At 61.5% G+C, this 19459-nt stretch carries 18 protein-coding genes and 1 pseudogene; 12 read left to right on the top strand and 7 right to left on the bottom strand.

The annotated features are described in order from the left end of the window. The first annotated feature begins 18 nt into the window (after positions 1 to 18). On the top strand, positions 19 to 852 hold the full coding sequence (locus AB843_RS23950) for a hypothetical protein (RefSeq protein WP_082143999.1): 834 nt from the start codon (positions 19 to 21) through the stop codon (positions 850 to 852). Positions 853 to 857: 5 nt separating this feature from the next. Here the strand turns inward: AB843_RS23950 and AB843_RS23945 are convergent, their stop codons facing one another. The 4 genes from AB843_RS23945 to AB843_RS23930 are packed head-to-tail and all read right to left on the bottom strand — an operon-like array spanning position 858 to position 4035. Further along, on the bottom strand, positions 858 to 2162 hold the full coding sequence (locus tag AB843_RS23945) for a TRAP transporter large permease (protein ID WP_082143991.1): 1305 nt from the start codon (positions 2160 to 2162) through the stop codon (positions 858 to 860). Between the two features lie 24 nt (positions 2163 to 2186). Next, complete coding sequence (locus tag AB843_RS23940) at positions 2187 to 2702, bottom strand: TRAP transporter small permease subunit (RefSeq protein ID WP_082143990.1); 516 nt, start codon at positions 2700 to 2702, stop codon at positions 2187 to 2189. Beyond that, entirely contained in the window at positions 2693 to 3685 is a 993-nt protein-coding gene (locus AB843_RS23935; protein WP_048649440.1) for a TRAP transporter substrate-binding protein, read from the bottom strand. The genes AB843_RS23940 and AB843_RS23935 overlap by 10 nt, the downstream gene beginning before the upstream one ends. Next, positions 3682 to 4035, bottom strand: coding sequence for an EthD family reductase (locus AB843_RS23930; RefSeq protein ID WP_157384596.1), 354 nt, complete (start codon positions 4033 to 4035; stop codon positions 3682 to 3684). Before AB843_RS23930 ends, AB843_RS23935 begins: the two co-directional genes overlap by 4 nt. Before the next feature lie 125 nt (positions 4036 to 4160). Here AB843_RS23930 and AB843_RS23925 point away from each other — a divergent pair, with 125 nt between their 5' ends. Next, positions 4161 to 5117 carry a LysR family transcriptional regulator gene (locus AB843_RS23925; RefSeq protein WP_048649438.1) on the top strand — a complete coding sequence of 319 codons (957 nt, stop codon included), beginning with the start codon at positions 4161 to 4163 and terminating at the stop codon, positions 5115 to 5117. A gap of 32 nt (positions 5118 to 5149) precedes the next feature. Here the strand turns inward: AB843_RS23925 and AB843_RS23920 are convergent, their stop codons facing one another. Further along, positions 5150 to 6058 (bottom strand): LysR family transcriptional regulator, encoded by a 909-nt coding sequence (locus AB843_RS23920; RefSeq protein WP_048649437.1) that lies wholly within the window; start codon positions 6056 to 6058, stop codon positions 5150 to 5152. A 170-nt stretch (positions 6059 to 6228) separates the two neighbouring features. Between AB843_RS23920 and AB843_RS23915 the strand changes: the two genes are divergently transcribed. The 10 genes and pseudogenes from AB843_RS23915 (at position 6229) to AB843_RS23870 (ending at position 18445) form a co-directional block, all read left to right on the top strand. Next, positions 6229 to 7782: an ABC transporter substrate-binding protein gene (locus tag AB843_RS23915; RefSeq protein ID WP_048649436.1), complete on the top strand. Its 1554-nt coding sequence runs from the start codon at positions 6229 to 6231 to the stop codon at positions 7780 to 7782. Between the two features lie 19 nt (positions 7783 to 7801). Further along, positions 7802 to 8743 (top strand): ABC transporter permease, encoded by a 942-nt coding sequence (locus tag AB843_RS23910; protein WP_048649435.1) that lies wholly within the window; start codon positions 7802 to 7804, stop codon positions 8741 to 8743. Beyond that, on the top strand, positions 8743 to 9594 hold the full coding sequence (locus AB843_RS23905; RefSeq protein WP_048649434.1) for an ABC transporter permease: 852 nt from the start codon (positions 8743 to 8745) through the stop codon (positions 9592 to 9594). Before AB843_RS23910 ends, AB843_RS23905 begins: the two co-directional genes overlap by 1 nt. Beyond that, positions 9591 to 10580 carry an ABC transporter ATP-binding protein gene (locus tag AB843_RS23900; protein WP_048649433.1) on the top strand — a complete coding sequence of 330 codons (990 nt, stop codon included), beginning with the start codon at positions 9591 to 9593 and terminating at the stop codon, positions 10578 to 10580. The genes AB843_RS23905 and AB843_RS23900 overlap by 4 nt, the downstream gene beginning before the upstream one ends. Then, positions 10564 to 11541: an ABC transporter ATP-binding protein gene (locus AB843_RS23895; RefSeq protein WP_244468074.1), complete on the top strand. Its 978-nt coding sequence runs from the start codon at positions 10564 to 10566 to the stop codon at positions 11539 to 11541. The genes AB843_RS23900 and AB843_RS23895 overlap by 17 nt, the downstream gene beginning before the upstream one ends. A gap of 2 nt (positions 11542 to 11543) precedes the next feature. Next, on the top strand, positions 11544 to 13874 hold the full coding sequence (locus tag AB843_RS23890) for a molybdopterin-dependent oxidoreductase (RefSeq protein WP_048649431.1): 2331 nt from the start codon (positions 11544 to 11546) through the stop codon (positions 13872 to 13874). Continuing rightward, positions 13822 to 15360 carry an aldehyde dehydrogenase gene (locus AB843_RS23885; protein WP_342022793.1) on the top strand — a complete coding sequence of 513 codons (1539 nt, stop codon included), beginning with the start codon at positions 13822 to 13824 and terminating at the stop codon, positions 15358 to 15360. The genes AB843_RS23890 and AB843_RS23885 overlap by 53 nt, the downstream gene beginning before the upstream one ends. Before the next feature lie 2 nt (positions 15361 to 15362). After that, positions 15363 to 16718 carry an NAD(P)/FAD-dependent oxidoreductase gene (locus tag AB843_RS23880; RefSeq protein WP_048649429.1) on the top strand — a complete coding sequence of 452 codons (1356 nt, stop codon included), beginning with the start codon at positions 15363 to 15365 and terminating at the stop codon, positions 16716 to 16718. 10 nt (positions 16719 to 16728) lie between these two features. Then, the gene (locus tag AB843_RS23875; protein ID WP_048649428.1) at positions 16729 to 17160 is read left to right on the top strand and encodes a Rid family hydrolase; all 432 of its coding nucleotides are present in this window, start codon (positions 16729 to 16731) and stop codon (positions 17158 to 17160) included. A 302-nt stretch (positions 17161 to 17462) separates the two neighbouring features. Then, positions 17463 to 18445: pseudogene (locus tag AB843_RS23870) on the top strand (IS5 family transposase). A 9-nt stretch (positions 18446 to 18454) separates the two neighbouring features. Here AB843_RS23870 and AB843_RS23865 read toward each other — a convergent pair. Both AB843_RS23865 and AB843_RS23860 read right to left on the bottom strand, forming a co-directional pair. After that, the gene (locus AB843_RS23865; protein WP_048649427.1) at positions 18455 to 18778 is read right to left on the bottom strand and encodes a hypothetical protein; all 324 of its coding nucleotides are present in this window, start codon (positions 18776 to 18778) and stop codon (positions 18455 to 18457) included. A 44-nt stretch (positions 18779 to 18822) separates the two neighbouring features. Beyond that, positions 18823 to 19459: HEPN domain-containing protein (locus AB843_RS23860; protein ID WP_048649426.1), on the bottom strand; the 637-nt coding region annotated here is incomplete at its 5' end.

Here is a 19459-nt window from a genome sequence, read left to right as displayed (position 1 = left end):
GTTGAAGGAATGCGGAAAGTGGATGAGCAGGCTCTAGCGGCAGTCGAAATCCGGGCGATCAACTCGATCAACCACATCTCGGAATCCGACAGGGGAGCGGTGGTGGTCGCGAGTTCTCATGGCGGCCTCTACAGTGCCTACAAGGCCGTCACAGCCGGCGTGCGCGCAGTCATCCTCAGCGACGCCGGCGGCGGTCTCGAAGATGCTGGAATCGCCTCGCTCGAATTTTGCGGCAGCTACGGCATTCCCGCGGCCGTCGTGTCGCACATGAGCGCACGCATCGGTGATGTCGCCGACATGCGGGCGCGCGGCATCATCAGCAAAGCCAACGCCGCCGCCGGTGCGCTTGGCATCGTTGCCGGCATGACATGTTCGCAGGCGATCTCCCTGTTCGCCGCCGCGCCCCCCACCGCACCGGCCACGCCCGGCGAGGTCGCCGAAACGCGCCACGAGGAACTGCTGGTCGAAGGCACGGCGCCGGTGATCTGCATCGACTCCGCCTCGCTCATCCGCGACGAGGATGCAGGCCGCATCGTGATCACCGGTTCGCATGGCGGGCTGATCGGCGGCGATCCGGCCAAGGCCATCAACGTCGCCTGCGCCTTCGCGGCGTTCAACGATGCCGGGGTCGGGATCGACGAGGCGGGAACAGGCCGCCTGAAGCCGCTCGACGAGCGCGGCATCGCAGCGGTCACTGTCGGTCATATGAGCGCCCGCATAGGCGACGGACGCTCCACGCTGCGCCAGGGCATCATCACCCACGCGAATGCCGCCGCGATTGCGATGGGCGCGCGTCCCGGCGTGGCGCTGAGCGAGATGCTGAGCGCGTGGCTTGTGGCAAACAGAAACTGACATCGTCACTTCATCGTCTGGGGAAGCCACAATGCGATCTGCGGGAACGCGTAGAGGGCAATGAGGAACAGCAGCATAACGATGACATAAGGGAATGAGCCGCTGATGATTGTCGCCAGCGGCGTCTTCTGCGTCACCGACTGGATGGCGACCAGATTCAATCCCATGGGGGGCGTCAGCGCCGCGATCTCGATGAAGATCACCAGGACAACCCCGAACCAGACGGGATCGAAGCCCAGCGCAACGATCGCAGGATAGAGGATCGGAACCGTCAGCAGCATCATGGCAACGCCTTCGATGAACATGCCGAGCACGATGTAGATGACGGTGATGAGAAGGAAGAAGGTCAGCGGGGACAGCCCGGCATCGACCACCGCGTTGCTGACGCCACGCGCGATCCCGGCATCAACGATGGCAAAGGCGAGGATCGATCCGGTAACGATGATGTAGAAGATGATGGTCGTCATCTGCGCGGCGCGCAGCAGCGCCGCCTTGATGTTTTTCCATCTGAGCTCGCGATAGCCCACCCCGATCAGCAATGCGAGCAGCGTTCCAAAAGCGCCCGCTTCCGTCGGCGTGACGAGGCCGAAATAGAGGCTGCCGATGGTTGCGAGAACGAGCGCCATCAACGGCACGCAGTCGACCAGGGCCTGCCGGACCGCCGCCGCGTCGGGCCGTTCGGCCGGCACGGCGGGCACGTGGTCCGGATGGAGCCTCGTATAGATGAACACCCAGATGCAGAACAGCAGGATCAGGATCAGCCCCGGCACGAGGCCGGCGATGAAAAGATCGATCACCGATTCCTGGACGGTCACCGCATAGATGATCATGGGGATGCTTGGCGGGATGAGGATGCCAAGTGTGCCGCCGGCAGCAAGGGAGCCGGTCGTGAGTTTTGGGTTGTAGCCGCGCCGGTCTAGCTCCGGAACCGCGACCTGGCCCATGGTCAGCGCCGCGGCTACCGACGATCCGCAGATCGCCGAGAACATTCCACATCCGAGGATGTTGGCATAGGCAAGCCCGCCTTTTGCGCGCGACAGCAGGGTCGATAGCCCTTGATAGAACCTGCGCGACAGGCCTGTCTGGAGGATCACCTCCCCCATCAGGATGAACATCGGTATCGCCACGAGAATGAACGAGTTGCCGCTGTTCCACAGAATATCGCCGACCGTCGGCAACAACGCCGTGCCGTGATTGATGAAAATGCCGGTCAGGCCGGTAATGCCGAGCGCGACGCCTATCGGACAGCCAATGGCGATCAGTCCGAAAAGCATGGCCAGATAGAGGGCGAGCATCGCCTCCCAGGACATGGTTGTTCTCCGTATTGGTGCCGGTCAGGCGCGCGGTCTGCGCGCGCGCAACAGCAGCGCAAAGGCAGCGATGGAGGCGAGTACGAGGCCGGCCACCACGATTGATTGGGGATAGGCCAGGATCGTCTTGGAATACTGGATCGAGCGCGACTGGAACCGAATGCTCATCATCAGTGTCAGCGTCGCAGCATACAGCAGCATCAGGTTCAGCCCCAGCAGGAGCAACGCCTTGATGAAGCGCATGAGCGAGCCGTTCATCAGCGAACCCCAGCGACCCGTCAGGTCGATTGTGATCAGCTTTTCCGAATGGATCGCCTGGTTCATCCCGAGAAAGACAAGCGCCGCGAACATGTAGCCGGCGTATTCGTCGGCCAGGAGGGTCGAGCTGCGTAGTATGTAGCGCGTTGCCACCTCGACATTGATCAGGGCGAACATGCCAAGCAGCAAGGTCGCCGAGATCGCTGACGATATCCTTCCGATCAACCCTACCCAGCGGTCCAGAGGACCGCCGGGCATCGCTGTGGACCCGTCTACTGACATGCCTTGCTCACGCGCTCCAGCAGGTCGGCGGCAACCGGTCCGTTGGCGCTGGCCCACTTTTCCCACATGGGCGAGAGGGTCTCCTTTACCTGAGCAAGATCCTCGGGCGTGGCCTCAGTAATCTCCACCCCATTGTCCATCATGTTCTTGAGAGCGGCATTGTTCGCTTCCTGCGAAGCAGCAAAATAGCGCGGCGCCCATTCCTGCGACTTGTCCTCGACCAGCTTCCGAAGGTCTTCGGGAAGGTCCTCCAAAGCTTGTGCGTTCACCAGCGTGATCTGGTGCGCCATCGTGAAGTTGAGCATGAAGCCGTTCTTGACGATGTCGTAGGCCTTCCAGTCATTTGCCGACAGAGCCGACGTGATCGCTCCATCAACCACACCACGCTGCAATGCCGGAACGACTTCCGACGGGTCGAGCGACGTGGGGCTTCCTCCGAGAATCTGCAGCATCTCGACCTGCAGCGGGTTCCAAGTGCGGATCTTCTTGCCGGACAGATCCGCGATGGTGCTGATCTTCTCAGCCGACCAGATGTTCTGGCCCGGAATCGGCCAGTTCATCACGACCCGCACACCGAACTTGTCGTTGAGCACCGTGTCCGGAATGTCCCCCATCGCCTCGGCCGCCGCAGCGAAGCCATCATAGGTCGTGCACAGGAACGGCACCGAGAACACGTCGATTTCCGGCGCATCGCCGGCTGCCAACCCCGCGCCCACCTGTCCCATCTGGATCTGGTTGGTCGCAACAGCCTTTATGACGTCGCCGGCCTTGTAAGGCAGTTCGCCCGCCGCGAAGTGCGTGATTTCAAGACGACTACCGCTTGCTGCGGTGATGTCGTCGGCAAATTCCTTGTTCATCTTGGCATGGAAGTCGGTCGGCGCGACATAGGTAAAGAAGCGCCAGTTATACTCCGCGGCAAATGCGGCATGGCTGACGCCGAGTCCCAGCGAAAGAGTCGTTGCAAGCAGGAGCGTTTTTTTCATTGTGGGTTCCCTTCTGAAAACAGTACTTCCGTTTCGACAGCGAGATGCCTGATCTCTCCGCCGATGATTTTTGGAAAGTTGAGAAAGTCTGCGCGCGACTGCTGACGCACGGGCGCGTTCAGCGCGGCATTCAGAGCTTCGATTGAATCGAAAACCAACTCGGCAAGGACAAGAATTTGATCCTTGTTGACTGCAACCGGATCGTCCCAGGAGACAGGGTGATGCAACTTGCACGCCCGGATACCGGGATATTCGCGCATGATTGCGGCGTGCTGCGTCCGATAGTGATTGAAGAAGCGATCCGCGTCCTCCGGCTCGCCCACGTATCGGATCATGTAAGAAACAGTCACCAAACCCTCCCATTGTCGTTGACTGGCCGTTGCCGGTACCAACGACAATAAAATTCCGAATTGATAAGTCAACAATAACGATTTATCATGATACGATCACTATTAGTTATCGATACGGATCGGGCATGAGTGACGAGAACCACGATGAGCGGGAAACAAACCTGCTTCATCACCGGATGAAACCCCAGCATCTCGCGACACTGGTGAGCATCGGGCGGCACCGCAATGCCCATCGTACTGCCCGCGAAATGGCGCTGAGCCAGCCGGCGATCAGCAAGATCATCCGGGAGGTTGAGCAACTGTTCGGGACAGTCCTCTTCGACCGCAGTCGGGCCGGGATGATTCCGAACCGGGTGGGTGAAGCTCTGATTTCCCGCGCAAATGCCCTGCTGAATGACATCGACCGGACGAAGGATGAGATCGAGGCGATCGCCGCGGGGCATATCGGGAGTCTTCGGCTCGGCGTCATCGCCTTCATCGCGCCGAACATGATCACACGGACGCTTAACCGGCTGAACGAAGAAAATGTTTCGCTTGCGGCCGAGATTCACGAAGGCACCACACAGCCCCTCGTCGCGCAACTCATGGCCAAGGAACTCGACTGTGTGATCGGCCGCTACTCATTCGAAAACGAGGCTGAACTCGACCAGAAGCTTCTGACGCAGCAGCGCTTCGCAGCCGTTGTCAGTCACTCGCATCCCGCCTTGCCGGAAAAGCCTCTGACACTTGCAGACACCATCGACCTGCCTTGGGTGGTGACGCCACCGCGCACATCCGCCCGACAGGCTCTGACCGATATGTTCATGCGCGCGGGCCTGCGGGCACCCGATGTGCGCGTGGAAACAGCGTCGATGGAAGTGATGAAGGCGGTCATGGCCGACTGCGGCATGATCGGCCTGCTGCCCCTCGACATAGCCACCAAATATGCGGCGGAGGGCCAGTTGATCATTCTGGATTTCAAAGTTGACTTTCCGCCCGCCCCGCTGATGCTTATTCGCAGGCGCAACGAACCTCGCCTGCCATCGGTGGAACGCTTCTGTGAGATTCTGATGGAAGTCGCCCCTACAACGGAACCGTTCTAGGTTTCTTGGTAGCGGCCGTGACGATCCCTTCCCTATAGTAGGAAATCGTCGTTCTTGTACCGCTCGCCAATCTCATTGAGCGCCGTGATGAAGTGGTCGACGTAGCGGTCTTGGATAGCGCCGTCCCAGACGATGAGGGTCAGATCGAATTTCGTGTCCGTATCGAATTTTCGCACAATTCCTCCACGGGAACGATGCACATGCGCTGCAAACGACTCGACGATCGCGATACCGCACCCATTCGCAACCAGCGCCCATGTCGTCTTGCTGAGATGAACGCGCATCCGCACGATCGGCGGCGGACTTACACCTGAAAGCGCCCTGTCGAGCATGACGCCCGACATGGCCGTTTCGGCATAGCCGATTATGGCCCGCCCTGCGAGGTCGGCCGGCCGGATGATATCTTTCTCGACCAGGGGATCGTCGTGGGGGAGGAGACAGTAATAGGGGAAACTCTCGCGCCACATGACGCGTACGCCAACCGTCGGCTGACGCAGTGAGACGATCCCGAGCGCGAAGGAGCCGCCATGTACCCGTGGTATGATGTGCGAGCTGTGCGCGGACTGAAGCTCGATATTGGCGGCAGGAAACTCGCTGCTCAGTTCGGCCACCACTTCGGGCAGCATCGTGGTCGCCACCACCGGCATTGCCGCGAGAGTGATCGAATCCATCTCTCCGCTGGCGATGCGGGGAACCTGGGCCTCGATCTCGCGAAGGCCTATGAATGCGCGATCGACCTCGGCCAGTAGCCCGAAAGCCTCTTTCGTCGGTGTGGCGCGGTTGCCTGTCCGCCGAAAAAGCGTCAGCCCGGTCTGCAATTCGAGATCGCTGATATGACGGGAGACGGCCGGCTGTGAAATGCGCAGATGCTGCGCGGCCCCCACGAGCGAGCCGTACAGCATCACCTCACGAAAAACCTCCAGCGACCGTTGGCTCAGCATAACATTTTCGGATGCAAACGTCAGACATTGATATTTGACTGATACTAGCGCGTTTGACTAGCCTTTATCCACTGCCGCTTCCCGAGATTTGCCGACCATCGGGAAACCGGCATCCGGCCGAAAAGTGCCGCACCAAAAATAGCAATAAACAAGCACCAGAGGGACTGAAGATGAATCGAACAGGGATTTACGTCCTGCCGCTCGTCGCGGCGTTGGGCGTCTCAACCGCAATGCCGGCGTTTGCGCAGGGCGTGTTGAAATACGGCATGGCTTCGCAGGACCTTGGTACGATGGACCCGCACCGCGCCACCAGCACACCGGACAAGCCGATCTCGGGCTGGGTGTTCAATGGACTTGTCCGCTTCAAGCCCGGCTCCGACGACATCGGTTCACTCGAACCGGATCTCGCCGAAAGCTGGGAGAGCAACGACGACGGTACGGAGTGGACCTTCAAGCTACGCGCCGGCGTCACGTTCCATCATGGCTATGGCGAAGTGACAGCGGAGGATGTCGTGTTTTCGCTCAATCGGAGTGCAGATCCCGACACCTCGGCATTCTCTTCCGATTACGCGGCAATCGACAAGATTGAAGCCATCGACCCTCTGACCGTCAAGATCACGCTTAAGCAGCCGATCCCGTCGCTGCTCGGACTGGTTGCCAACTACCATGGTGGCAACATTGTTTCGAAGAAGGCTGCGGAGGAGCGTGGTGCTGACTTCGCGACGCAGCCGGTGGGGACCGGTCCGTTCATGGTCGAAAATTACGTCCCCCAGGAGCGGGTGACCTTTGTCGCAAACCCCGACTATTTCCGCGGCACACCGAAGCTCGACGGCATCGAATACCGCTACATTCCCTCCGATTCCGCCCGCGACCTCGCACTGAGAGCCGGCGAACTCGATGTCTCCTACGGTCGCCAGGATCAGGAATGGATAGACTCGGTCGGTCGCACGGATGGCCTGACGGTCGATATCATGCGTCCTGCCGAGCTGCAGCAGTTTCACCTGAACACGAAGTCGGCGCCGCTGGACAATATCGAGGTGCGACGTGCCGTGGCCACGGCGCTGAACCGTCCGGAATACATCCAGTTCATCGGCGAGAGCCTCGCACAGCCGGCGGGCTCGGTTATTCCGGCTGGCAATCTCGGGTGGGACGGATCGACGCCCATCTACGGCGAAGGCGATGCCGAGGCCGCACGCAAGATGCTTGCGGATGCAGGCTTTGCGGACGGCATCAGCCTCAAGATGGTGCAGACGTCACTGCCCAACATGCTCAGCGTCGCGCAGGTGGCGCAGGCACAGCTCGCGCTTGCGGGCATAGACCTCCAGCTTGAGGTTGTGGACCATCAGACCTTCCATGCGGAGATCCGCGAGGACCGCAGCCAGGTCGTCTATTATTCGGCGGCTCGCTTCCCGGTTGCGGATGTGTTCCTGACCCAGTTCTTCCACTCCGCGTCGATCGTGGGAACGCCGACGGCGTCGATCAACTTCTCGCATTGCGACGTGGCGGATGACGAAATCGTCAGGGCACGGTCGGAAACCGATCCGGAGGTGCAGAGGCAACTCTGGACCAGCGCGCAGAAGAAGATCATCGAGCACATCTGCGCCGTGCCGCTCTACGAGCAGTTGATCGCTTATGCGCGGCGCGACAATGTCGAATGGGGCTACGACCTCCAGGCCGGTATGCATCTCGGCCCCATCGTTACCGAGTTGACCGAGCTGCGATAGCTAGACGGAAGGCAGTCCGATGTTGCGCTTCGCGGGACAGCCTCTGCTAACCCTGATACCGACGCTGCTCGCGGTTTTGACGCTTGCATTCGTGCTCGTGCGCATTGTCCCCGGCGACCCGGCGCTGATCATCCTCGGTGATCAGGCCACGCCGGAGGCGATCGCGCGGTTTCACGAGAGAACCGGTCTCGACCAGCCGATCTGGCATCAATACTTCGCGTTCCTTTCCCAACTCGCGCAGGGAGATCTGGGCGTTTCGATGATATCGAACCGCCCGGTTCTGAGTGCGGTGCTCGAAGTCCTTCCCTACACGCTGGAACTGTCGCTGGCGGGTGTGTTCGTCGGAGTGGTGCTGGGTGTCCCGCTGGGCGTCGTCGCCGCACGGTCGAACGGCGGGCCGCTCGACTGGATCGTGCGTATCTTCACGCTCGGCGGCCTGTCATTTCCAGCCTTCGTTTCAGCGGTTCTGATGCTTCTGGTCTTCTCGGTCTGGCTCGGCTGGTTCCCGGTCATATCGTCCGGAAAGCCGATAACCGATCCATGGGGTCGCTTCATGTCGCTGGCGCTGCCTGCGCTGAATCTGGGTTTGGTGATGATGGCCTATGTGGCCCGCGTGACGCGCGGCGGAATGATGAATGTGCTTCGTTCGGATTATATCCGCACGGCGCGTGCCAAGGGGGTGCCGGCCCGCCGGATCGTCTGGAAACACGCCTTGCGCAACGTCCTGCTGGCCGTGGTGACGTTCACCGGCCTCTACTTCAGCGTGCTCATAGGCAACTCGGTACTGACCGAGATCGTCTTCAACCGCCCCGGCCTGGGCAAACTGGTGATCGGCGCGCTTGAGCGGCGGGATTACACCCTGCTTCAGGGACTTGTGGTCGCCTATGCCGTGCTGGTGGTCCTGGTCAACGCGCTGACCGACCTGTGTTACCGGTTCGTCGATCCGAGGGTGAAAACCTGATGTCGGAAGCTCTCACAATCGACCGCCGCGTCCGCAGGCTGCCTCCCGGCCGCGTCGCCATCATCGCAGGCGCCGCGATCATGGCTATCGTCGCCGCCGCGGCCATACTTGCACCGCTTGTGGCCCCGCATGATCCTTACGCGCAGTCGATGCTGGCGCGGTTCCGGCCCATGTCCGCGGAATACTGGTTGGGGACCGATCAGTTCGGGCGCGATACGTTTTCCCGCATCCTTTACGGCCTGCAGATAACATTGTGGACCGCGTTCGCGTCCACCGCGCTTGCGATGCTCTGCGGAACTTCCATCGGTATCCTGTCTGGCTATTACGGCGGGCGGGTCGATCGCTGGCTGTCAGCCGCCAACGACCTGCTGATGAGCTTTCCGCAAATGGTGGCAGGCATCATTATCGTCGCACTTCTCGGGCCGGGCATCACGAACCTTATCATCGCCATAGCGATAACGGCGTTTCCGGCCTTCTACCGTATGGCAAGATCGGCTGCCCTCGCCTTGCGCGAGCGCGACTATATCGATGCCTGCCGCGTGCTCGGCTACAGCGACATGCGCATCATCTCGCGCCACCTTCTTCCCGAGACGCTTGACGACATCATCATCGTGGCGACGCTCTGGCTGGCGACCGCGGTGCGGACCGAAAGCTCTCTGGCCTTCATCGGGCTAGGCGCCCCGCCGCCGGCGGCCACGCTGGGTGGGCTCGTGCGGGAGGGGTTCGATAATCTTCTCGACTATCCCGGCCTCGCCATCTGGCCGTCGCTGGCGATCCTCGTGGTGATGATCGGCCTCAACCTCATGGGCGACGGACTGCGTGACGCCAACGATCCGAGGGCCTCTGCATGAGTGTCCTGAGTGTAGACAATCTGCGCACGTCGCTGGTGATCGGCGGGGTCGAATACCATGCGCTTCGCGAGATATCGCTGAGTGTCGCCGAAGGCGAGACCCTTGCAGTCGTCGGCGAAAGCGGTTGCGGCAAGAGCATGTTGGCCATGTCGGTTATGGGGCTTCTTCCCTCCGTGGCGGCCATCACCATGGGGCACGTCACGCTGGATGCCGTCCAGATCGAAGCGGCGTCGGAGAGCGTGATGGAGCACATCCGCGGCGCCAAGATCGGGATGGTCTTTCAGGAACCCATGACGGCTCTGAACCCGGTCCTCACGGTTGGCGAGCAGATTGCGGAGCCGTTGCGCGATCATCTCGGACTTTCGAAACGCGAGGCGCGCAAGGCTGCCGTCGCGCTGATGGAGAAAGTCCGGATACCTGCGGCGGCAACCAGGTACAACTCCTACCCCCATGAGTTCTCGGGCGGAATGCGGCAGCGCGTCGTCATCGCTCTCGCCATCGCCTGCCGTCCCCGCCTCCTGATCGCCGACGAGCCGACAACCGCTCTGGACGTGACGGTCCAGCGCCAAATTCTCGACCTGCTGGACATGCTGCGCACCGAGGGGAAAATGGGAATGCTGCTCATCACCCACAATCTCGGCACCGTTGCCGGTCACGCCGACCGCGTGGCAGTGATGTATGGCGGCGACCTGGTCGAATCCGCCACCGTGAAGGAACTCTTCCGCAGCCCCGCGCACCCCTATTCGCGGGCGCTTCTCGCGAGCCTTCCACGCGTCGACCGCGATCTTTCTGAACTGGCTTCCATACCCGGACGCGTCCCGGCGCTCATCAACATGCCCGAGGGATGTCGCTTTATCGACCGCTGCCCGCACGCAATGGAAAGATGCCACACGATGCCGCCCTCTGTAGCAGTCGGAGAATCGCAGGCGCACAGCGTCCGCTGCTGGCTGCATGTCCAGGGAGGCGAGGATGCTGCTGAAGGTTGAGGAACTCCGCGTCAGTTTTTCCGTGCGCACCGGCTGGCCCTTTCCGGAAACGCACGAATTGCGAGCCGTCGACGGCGTCAGCTTCGATGTGCGCGAAGGTGAATCTTTCGGCATCGTTGGAGAAAGCGGCTGCGGGAAATCGACCGTTGCGCGCGCGATCTTGCGGCTGGTGGATTCGAAGAGCGGTCGTGTCGTCTTCAGCGGCATCGACATAACAAGCATCCCTGCGCGGCATCTGCGCAGGCTGCGTCCCAGGCTGCAGATGATCTTCCAGGATCCCGCCGCTTCTCTGTCGCCGAGGATGCGGATCGGCGATGCGCTGGCTGAAGCCATCCGCGTCCACGCCATTGCCTCCGGCCCCGATATCGATGCGCTGGTGCGCAATGCGTTGGCCGAGGTTGGCCTGCCGCCGGAATCGGCCAACCGCTTCCCGCATGAATTTTCCGGTGGTCAGAAGCAGCGTATCGGCATCGCCCGCGCGCTCGTGCTGTCGCCCAGCGTCATCATCGCCGATGAGCCGGTATCCGCGCTCGACGTTTCGGTACAGGCCCAGATCCTCAATCTCATGGCGCGGCTCAAGAAAGAGAGGAACATAGCTTTTGTGTTCATCTCCCACGATCTGGGCGTGGTCCGCCATTTCTGCGAACGCACTGCCGTGATGTATCTCGGCCAGATTATCGAGACCGGGAGCACCCGAAACCTGTTCGATGCGCCGAAGCATCCCTATACGCGCCTGCTTCGCAGCGTCTCCCCCGTACCGGACCCGGAAAAGCCTGCCCACCTTGATGTGGAGGAAGGTGAACCGCCCTCCCCACTCAACCCACCGTCCGGTTGCCGCTTCCACCCCCGCTGCCGTTTCGTGACCGATATCTGCCGATCCGAGACACCGGATTTGCGACCGGTCGGGGCGGGGTTTGTCGCCTGCCATCATGCCGAGGCGCTGCCTCCAGCGGAAAGCTGATTATGTCGCGACCAGTCGTCCATTCCAGCCACTGGGGTGCTTTCCATGTCCGCCGGGGTGCCGACGGGCTGGACATCACCCCGCATGAAGGTGATAGGGCGCCGAGCACGATCCTCCAGAATTTCCAGAATGCCCTGGATCATCCCGCGCGGGTGCTGCGTCCCGCCGTCCGTGAAAGCTGGTTGCGCGAGGGACCGGGGCCTCGCCTGCGCTCCATAGGCGAACCGTTCGTCGAGGTGAGCTGGGACCGCGCGGCCGCGCTGCTCGCCGCCGAGACACGCCGCGTTCGCGAGATTTATGGTGCGGCAGGCGTTTATGGAGGGTCATATGGCTGGGCGAGCGCGGGCCGCTTTCATCACGCCCAGAGCCAGATCCACCGCTTTCTGAACACGGTCTTCGGAGGGTATGTAAACGGCGTTGCAAGCTACAGCGCCGGCGCATCCGCGCCGCTCCTACCGCGACTGATTGGCAGCTTCGGCGAAATATCCCGCAACACCGTCTCGTGGAAGCAGGTAATCGCCGAGACGGAGGTGATCGTGAGCTTCGGCGGTATGCCGCCGCGCAATTCGGCCATCGGCAACGGCGGTGTCAGCGATCATATCGAACATGACGGAATGCGCAGGATTTCCGAGCGCGGTGGTGTGTTTCACCTGTTCTCCCCGATCCGCGACGACATGCCGGACGACATCAATCTGGTTTGGTACCCGATCCGGCCAGGAACGGACACCGCGCTGATGCTGGCGATGGCATATGTGCTCCAGGATGAGGGGCTTGCCGACACCGCATTTTTGTCCCGCTACTGCGTCGGCTACGAGCGCTTTCGCGAATACCTTCTGTCTGAAACCGACGGAGGCCCGAAAACCCCTGTCTGGGCGGAACGCATAACCGGCATTCCCGCTGCCACGATCGCGACGCTTGCACGCGATCTGGTGGGTCGCAAATCGCTCATATCGGTCGCCCATGCGCTCCAGCGCGCCGAGTTCGGCGAACAGCCCGTGTGGGCCGCGCTTGCGCTCGCCGCCATGGCCGGGCAGATCGGCCTGCCGGGACGCGGCTTTACCTATGCCTTCGGTTCGCTCGGCCATACCGGCAGACAGAAAGTGTCGGTTCCGATACCGGTGTTGCCGCAGGGCAGAAACACCTGCAGTGAATGGATCCCCGTCGCCTGCATCTCCGAGATGCTGCTCAATCCGGGCGCCCCATTCAGTTTCATGGGCGAGCAGAGAAGGTTTCCGGATATCCATCTGTTGTGGTGGGCTGGCGGAAACCCGTTCCACCATCATCAGGACCTTTATCGGCTTCGCGAAGCCATTGGCCGTGTCGACACATTCGTCGTTCAGGAGCCCGTATGGACAGCAACGGCAAAGTCGGCGGACATCGTCCTGCCCATCTCCTTCTCCCTCGAGCGTTCCGATTTTGGCGGGACACGGAACGATCCGAGACTCTTTGCCATGCAGCAACTCTGCGAACCGAAAGGTGAGGCCCGCTCGGACTACGACGCGCTCGCATCCGTCGCACAGGCTTTGGGTCCAGACGAATATATGTCGTTCACGCAAGGCCGTACCGCCGACGAGTGGCTTCGGCATCTCTACGAGCCCACACGGCTTGCGTTGGCGGAACGGGGGCTCAGCGCTCCGGACTTCGATGCATTCTGGGAACGCGGCTGGATCGATCTTCCCTGCGAACCCGACAGCGTCGGCTTTCTTGGTGCGTTCCGGCACGATCCGCAGGCCCATGCACTCGGAACACCAAGCGGCAGGATCGAAATCTTCAGCGAGGAGATCGCTTCCTATGGTTATGACGACGCACCGGGTCTGCCGGTCTGGCGCCCACACCTGCGCGCGCCCGACGCGGAACGCCCCTTTTTTCTGATAGCCAACGCACCTTCGACGCGGCTTCACAGCCAGCTCGATTTCGGAACCACGTCTGCAGGTTCCAAGGTGGCGGGGCGAGAGAAGGTCAGGCTCAATCCGGCCGATGCCGCAAAACTCGGCCTGACAGATGGCGACGTTGCACGGCTGGAAAATGAATGTGGTGCCTGCCTTGCCGGCGTCGCGATATCGGCGGGCATTCTGCCGGGCGTGGTTCATCTCCAGACCGGCGCGTGGTTCGATCCCCAGCCGGACCCGGAGAACACGGCCCGCATATTCTGCGCGCATGGCACGGCCAACGTGCTCACGCCCGACCGGGGCACCTCTCAACTGACGCACGGCTGCACCGGCCAGGTCGGCCGTGTCGCCATCCGCAAGTGGACCGAAGTCCCGCCGCCGGTGCGCGTCTTTGATCCCCCGCCCTTTGCGTCCCTTGCAACTCTGGAGTCTCCCGATGAATGAAGCGCCTAGCAATCACGCCCTTGCAGCCCAGGTTCGGATCGAGTCCCGAGCCTGGATCGATGGCGAGGCGGTTCACGCCCGGTCGGGCAGGACCTTTGTCACCCTCAACCCCGCCACCGGCGCGCCTCTCGCCGAAATCGCAGCCTGCGCCCACGTCGATGTCGATGCCGCCGTCAAGGCGGCCCGCCGTGCGTTCGAAGGCGGCGCATGGTCGCGCTGCGACCCGGGCGAACGCAAGGAGGTTCTGTTGCGCTTCGCCGCGCTTCTTCGCCAGCATGGCGAAGAGCTCGCGCTGCTCGAATCCGTCGACAGCGGCAAGACCATCCGCGATTGCCGAAACGAGGTCGCGCATGAGGTCCCCCACTTCTTTCAGTGGTACGCCGAGACCATCGACAAGGCATTCGGACGTGTCGCCCCGACCGGCCAGAATACGGTTTCGATGATCGTGCAGGAGCCGATCGGCGTGGTCGGACTTATCGTGCCGTGGAACTTTCCCCTGCTGATGGCTGCATGGAAGCTCGCACCGGCGCTGGCGACGGGGTGCTCGGTCGTGCTGAAGCCTGCGGAACAGTCGTCACTCACCGCATTGCGGCTCGGGGAGCTCGCGGCGGAGGCGGGCATTCCTGCAGGCGTCCTGAACGTGGTGCCGGGTGCGGGGGAGGAAGCCGGGAAGGCCATAGGTCTTCATCCCGATATCGACATGGTGTCGTTCACCGGTTCCGGCGAGGTGGGAGCCTACCTGCTCGGCTATGCCGCCGAGACCAACCTCAAGCCGGTCGGGCTGGAACTGGGAGGCAAGAGCCCGTTCCTCGTTCTCGAGAATGCCGTCATCACCGACGCGCTCATCGAGAGCGCCGTGATGGCGGCTTTCTGGAACGGAGGTCAGAACTGCTCGGCAAATATGCGCCAGATCGTGCACAGGCGACACCATGAGGAGTTCGTGGCGCGCACTGTCGAACGTGTGAAGAAGCTGGTGGTTGGCGACCCTCTGGACCCTGCGACCGACATCGGCGCAATGATAACATCGGAGCACCGCGAAAGGGTCATGGGGTTCCTGCGATCCGGCGCCGACGAAGGAGCACGCATTCTGCTGGGAGGGATCGCACCGCAAGACGATCCCGGCTTCTTTCTCCAGCCGACCGTTTTCGACCGGATGACTCCGGGCATGAAGATCGCGCGCGAGGAGATATTCGGCCCCGTTCTCGGGCTTATGACGGTCGATGACGACGACGAGGCACTGCGTCTCGCTGTCGACACCGAGTACGGCCTGCACGCCTCGGTCTTTACCCGGGACATCGGCCAGGCGCTGCGGTTTGCCCGGTCCCTGCCCGTCGGCACGGTGTCCGTGAACAGCTTTTCCGAAGGGTCGGTGGCGACGCCTTTCGGTGGATACCGCAGGTCAGGATCACTCAGCCGCGACAACGGCCTGGAGGCGCTGAGTCAGTATCAGCAGACCAAAACCATCTGGATAGACCTGGAGTCCTGACGATGACCATCTCCGTTCCCATCGCCGCCTTTGAAGGCGACGCGGGGCTTCCAAACGCAGCGGATGTGGTGATCGTCGGTGGCGGCATCGTCGGGGTCCTCACTGCCCTTGAACTTGCAGAAGCCGGCCTTGCGGTGACGCTTTGCGAGAAAGGTGTCATCGCCGGCGAACAGTCCTCCCGCAACTGGGGCTGGGTGCGGCAGATGGGGCGCGAGGAAGCGGAGTTGCCGCTGGCTTCGTTTGCGCTGCGCCTGTGGCGCGGTATGGACGCGCGCATCGGCGCGCAAACCGGCTTTCGCCAGACAGGCATCACCTATGCAGCCTTTACGGCGCGCGACGCCGCGAATTGGCAGCGCTGGCACGAAATCGGCAAGAAATACGGGATAAACACCACCTTGCTCAGCAGGGAGCGCGCGTGTGAAATCGCCCCCGGCATCAGGGGTGGGGTGCGAATGGCGCTCTGGTCGCCTGATGATGGCTGTGCCGAGCCCTGGATTGCGGCCCCGGCAATGGCCGAGGCCGCCAGGAAGGCGGGCACGACCGTCCTTACGAACTGCGCCGTGCGGGCGATCGACATCGAGGGAGGCAGGGTCGCGGGCGTCATCACGGAGAGGGGACGCATACGGGCTCAGCGCGTCGTCGTCGCGGGTGGCGTCTGGAGCCGTGCCCTTCTGAGAAACCACGGTGTCGATTTCCCCCAGTTACGCGTCACCGGCACGGTCGCAAGGGTAGTCGGCGCGCGCGGCATTCCCGATCACCCGTTCGGCACCGAGAACGTCTCGCTGCGCCCTCGCATGGACGGCGGCCACACGTTGACACTGCGCAATGCCAACATCGCGGAAATCCTCCCCGACAATTTCCGGCTCTTCACGCAATATGTCCCGCGGCTGCGCGATAGCTGGCGAGAATTCCATCTTCGGATTGGCCCATCGTTCTTTCGGGAATTGGCAAATCCGACAAGCTGGAGCGCCGACGAGCCGACGCTGTTCGAGGCAGTGCGCACACTCGACCCCGTACCATCCAATCTTTTCCTGAAACGCGCGCTGAGAAACGCCCGCAACACTTTCCCATCACTGGAGGGCGTGGCCGTCAGTCATGCGTGGGCAGGGGTCATGGACGTCACACCCGACTCCGTGCCGGTCATCGACGCCGTACCTGGCCTTGACGGCGCATGGGTCGCGTCCGGCTGTTCCGGCCATGGTTTCGGCCTGTCACCGGGCATCGGACGTCTTCTCGCCGACATGCTTCTCTCGCGCAGGCCCGTGGTCGACCCAAGTCCGTTCCGCTGGGACCGGCTGACGAAAAAACACATGGCGTATGCAGGGCATGACGCCCCGAAACGTCAGACCTCTCCCTGAAAGGAATGACATGACCGAACCGAAAATCATAAAGCTGAAATCCGGCTCCATCTATGAGGAAAAGGAGAGCTATTCACGCCTCGTCTGCGTGGACGACTGGATTTTGGTATCGAATACCGCCGGAAGAAACTATCGGACGCGGGAGATATCGCCCGATCCCGTAGAGCAGGCAAAACAGTGCTTCGACAATATCGAAGGAGCGCTCAAGGCTGTGGGCTCGGACCTTGCCGACATCGTGGCGTCGAAGATCTTCATTCCGAACGTGGACGATGTTCCCGCGATCATGGCGTATGTCGGCGAAAGGCTGAAAGGCATCGATCCGCAGCGCACGATCAACTGCACCTCGCTGAGCTCCCCCGAATTCCGGGTTGAGATGGAGATGACGGCATATCGGGGCGCAGGCAAGGCGGCAACCGAGCGTAGATCCGTCACGCTCGGCTAGAGCAATTCCAGGAAAAGTGCGCAGNGGTTTTCCGTCCGGAATTGCGTAAAAACAATGAGATGGAGCGCTTCCGCGATTCGAGGAAAAGCGGAAGCGCTCTAGGCTCAGGATCGAATTCTGAAAGTGACGGCGCCGCCGCCAGTCTTGAGGTTGGCGAGCGGGTTGTGCCGACGGTAAAACTTCATGAGATAGCTTAGGCCGGGCATCGGGCCGATATCCGTTTCAGCGGTGTTGGTGCATGGATCTATTTTAAGGCTTTGCCGATAGGCGGGCGAGATCGCAAACCGGATGATCTTCGCCTGATGCCATTCAAGCACAATGCCAACTGCCGCCACCGAATACCGAAGATGAAATACAAGGTGACGAACTGGCCGGACTATGAGGCAGGCCTGCGGCGACGCGGCAGCCTGACGTTGTGGGTGACACCGGAAGCCTTGGCCGCATGGCAGGCGCCGCGACGAAGAACCCGTGGTGGGCAACCCACTATTCCGATCTTGCCATTGAGACGGTCTTGACGCTGGGCTGTGTGTTCGGGCTTCGTTTGCGCCAGAGCGAAGGACTGATGGTCTCGCTGCTCGATCTGATGGGCCTTGATCTGCCGGTTCCCGATCATACGACGCTGAGCCGCAGGGCGCAGAGATGGGCGCCGCGGCTCAACCAGCAGAACCATCCGGAGCATGGCCCTTTGCATGTTCTGATCGACAGCACCGGTTTGAAAGTGTTCGGCGCCGGCCAATGGCTGGAAGACAAGCACGGCGCCAGATCGCGCCGCGGTTGGCGCAAGCTGCATTTAGCCGTGGACGCTGATACTGGTGAAATCATCGCCCACACGCTGACCAATCAGGACATTGGCGACCCCTCACAGGTGGAACCGCTGCTTGATCAGATTGACGGAGAGATTGGTCAGTTCACGGCGGACGGTGCCTATGACGGCAATCCCACCTACGGCGCCGTCCTGCAACACAGCGCCGCCGCCAGGATTGTCATTCCGCCGCGGATCACGGCGACAGAAGGTGGCGGTACTGGTCCGCCCGATCAAAGAGATGACCACATCAAAGCAATCGCAAATGTCGGCCGGCTGAAATGGCAGGCTATCACCGGCTACGGCAAGCGCGCCCTGATCGAAACGGCCATCGGGCGCTACAAGGAGTTGATCGACCGACGCCTACGCGCTCGCTCCTTTGCTGCTCAGCAGGCGGAGGTAGCCATCGGCCGTGCTGTTCTCAACCGCATGCTCGCCTGTGCACGCCCGGACTCCGTTCGTTATACGGAAAGCAGGGCATAGCCTGCGACATCAAAGACCCCATTGCGCCGCAGACAGCATCTGTGCACCAACGCCTAGCAGGATGGCTTCTTGGTCCCCGTCGACGACTTCATCATTGTGAAGTAGCAGTTCTACCTGCGTCAGCACATGCATCCATGACCAATGATACAAAGCCACGTTTGCCGTAGCACGCTTTGGGACTGCGACTGGATGCTCATCGGGGGTTGGAGTAAACTGATTTGAAATGGTAATAACGGCATCAACCTCGTTCAGGCGGGCGAGTTCGAGATACCGCTCCACCTGGGTCTGGTCGAGTTCGGCATTTCCCACTTTCGCCTCGACGAGCGCCTTCATTCACGGTTTCAGCCAGTGTGGCGCCATGCCTTGAAAAGTGGGCGTCATCTTGGTCGGTCCGCCTTCGCCCAGAGTTGCGCGAACTCACGGTGCCGGTGCAGAAGGGGCTTGATGTCGTCCGCTGCTATCCCGAGGCGTTGCAGGAACAGCAGAGTGAGCAACAGCACGACCCGCCTCATCGCCCAATACATGCCCTGGCCGTCCAGAGTCCGGGCGCTCAGCTCTACTGAGAAGTGTGTATAGTAGTTGCGGGTGTCGACGAGCTTGCGCAGGAACTTGCCGTCGAAGCCACCCGGCGCCTCGCCGAATGCGTCAGATAGCGACGCAACGATCGACCGAAGCCTCTGTTTCAGGCTCGGCTCATTTGCGAATCGATACAGGGATTCGAGCTTCTCGCGCATGTCGGGCTCAGTGTCCGGCGGGATCGCCGCCACCATCGCCTCGGTGAATTCGGCGAATTTCTGCTCAGCCATAACGGTTTCGCCGCTGGTACGGCGATGGAAGACCTCAAGCGCCTGGATCGCGAGTAGCAGCCGGATATTCGTGAACATCTTCCGCGCGCCGGTGATTGTGAAGAACAGGCCCAGTGCCGGGCTAAACGCCTCAAACTGGTCGAACCACAGCTGCACCGCCTGCGGATTAAAGCGAATTAGTGACCTGCTCCCCTGAATGTACCCATTC

The organism is Nitratireductor soli, from assembly GCF_001050155.1.
GTDB lineage: Bacteria > Pseudomonadota > Alphaproteobacteria > Rhizobiales > Rhizobiaceae > Nitratireductor > Nitratireductor soli.
This window is presented reverse-complemented; position numbering and strand designations above follow the sequence as displayed.

Excerpts from the sequence above, each read along its gene's own strand:
- AB843_RS23880 (WP_048649429.1), top strand. The coding sequence starts at position 15,363 with ATGACCATCTCCGTTCCCATCGCCGCCTTTGAAGGCGACGCGGGGCTT.
- AB843_RS23920 (WP_048649437.1), bottom strand. The coding sequence starts at position 6,058 with ATGCTGAGCCAACGGTCGCTGGAGGTTTTTCGTGAGGTGATGCTGTAC.
- AB843_RS23875 (WP_048649428.1), top strand. The coding sequence starts at position 16,729 with ATGACCGAACCGAAAATCATAAAGCTGAAATCCGGCTCCATCTATGAG.
- AB843_RS23905 (WP_048649434.1), top strand. The coding sequence starts at position 8,743 with ATGTCGGAAGCTCTCACAATCGACCGCCGCGTCCGCAGGCTGCCTCCC.
- AB843_RS23940 (WP_082143990.1), bottom strand. The coding sequence starts at position 2,702 with ATGTCAGTAGACGGGTCCACAGCGATGCCCGGCGGTCCTCTGGACCGC.
- AB843_RS23945 (WP_082143991.1), bottom strand. The coding sequence starts at position 2,162 with ATGTCCTGGGAGGCGATGCTCGCCCTCTATCTGGCCATGCTTTTCGGA.
- AB843_RS23935 (WP_048649440.1), bottom strand. The coding sequence starts at position 3,685 with ATGAAAAAAACGCTCCTGCTTGCAACGACTCTTTCGCTGGGACTCGGC.
- AB843_RS23925 (WP_048649438.1), top strand. The coding sequence starts at position 4,161 with ATGAGTGACGAGAACCACGATGAGCGGGAAACAAACCTGCTTCATCAC.
- AB843_RS23890 (WP_048649431.1), top strand. The coding sequence starts at position 11,544 with ATGTCGCGACCAGTCGTCCATTCCAGCCACTGGGGTGCTTTCCATGTC.
- AB843_RS23910 (WP_048649435.1), top strand. The coding sequence starts at position 7,802 with ATGTTGCGCTTCGCGGGACAGCCTCTGCTAACCCTGATACCGACGCTG.
- AB843_RS23900 (WP_048649433.1), top strand. The coding sequence starts at position 9,591 with ATGAGTGTCCTGAGTGTAGACAATCTGCGCACGTCGCTGGTGATCGGC.
- AB843_RS23865 (WP_048649427.1), bottom strand. The coding sequence starts at position 18,778 with ATGAAGGCGCTCGTCGAGGCGAAAGTGGGAAATGCCGAACTCGACCAG.
- AB843_RS23915 (WP_048649436.1), top strand. The coding sequence starts at position 6,229 with ATGAATCGAACAGGGATTTACGTCCTGCCGCTCGTCGCGGCGTTGGGC.
- AB843_RS23895 (WP_244468074.1), top strand. The coding sequence starts at position 10,564 with ATGCTGCTGAAGGTTGAGGAACTCCGCGTCAGTTTTTCCGTGCGCACC.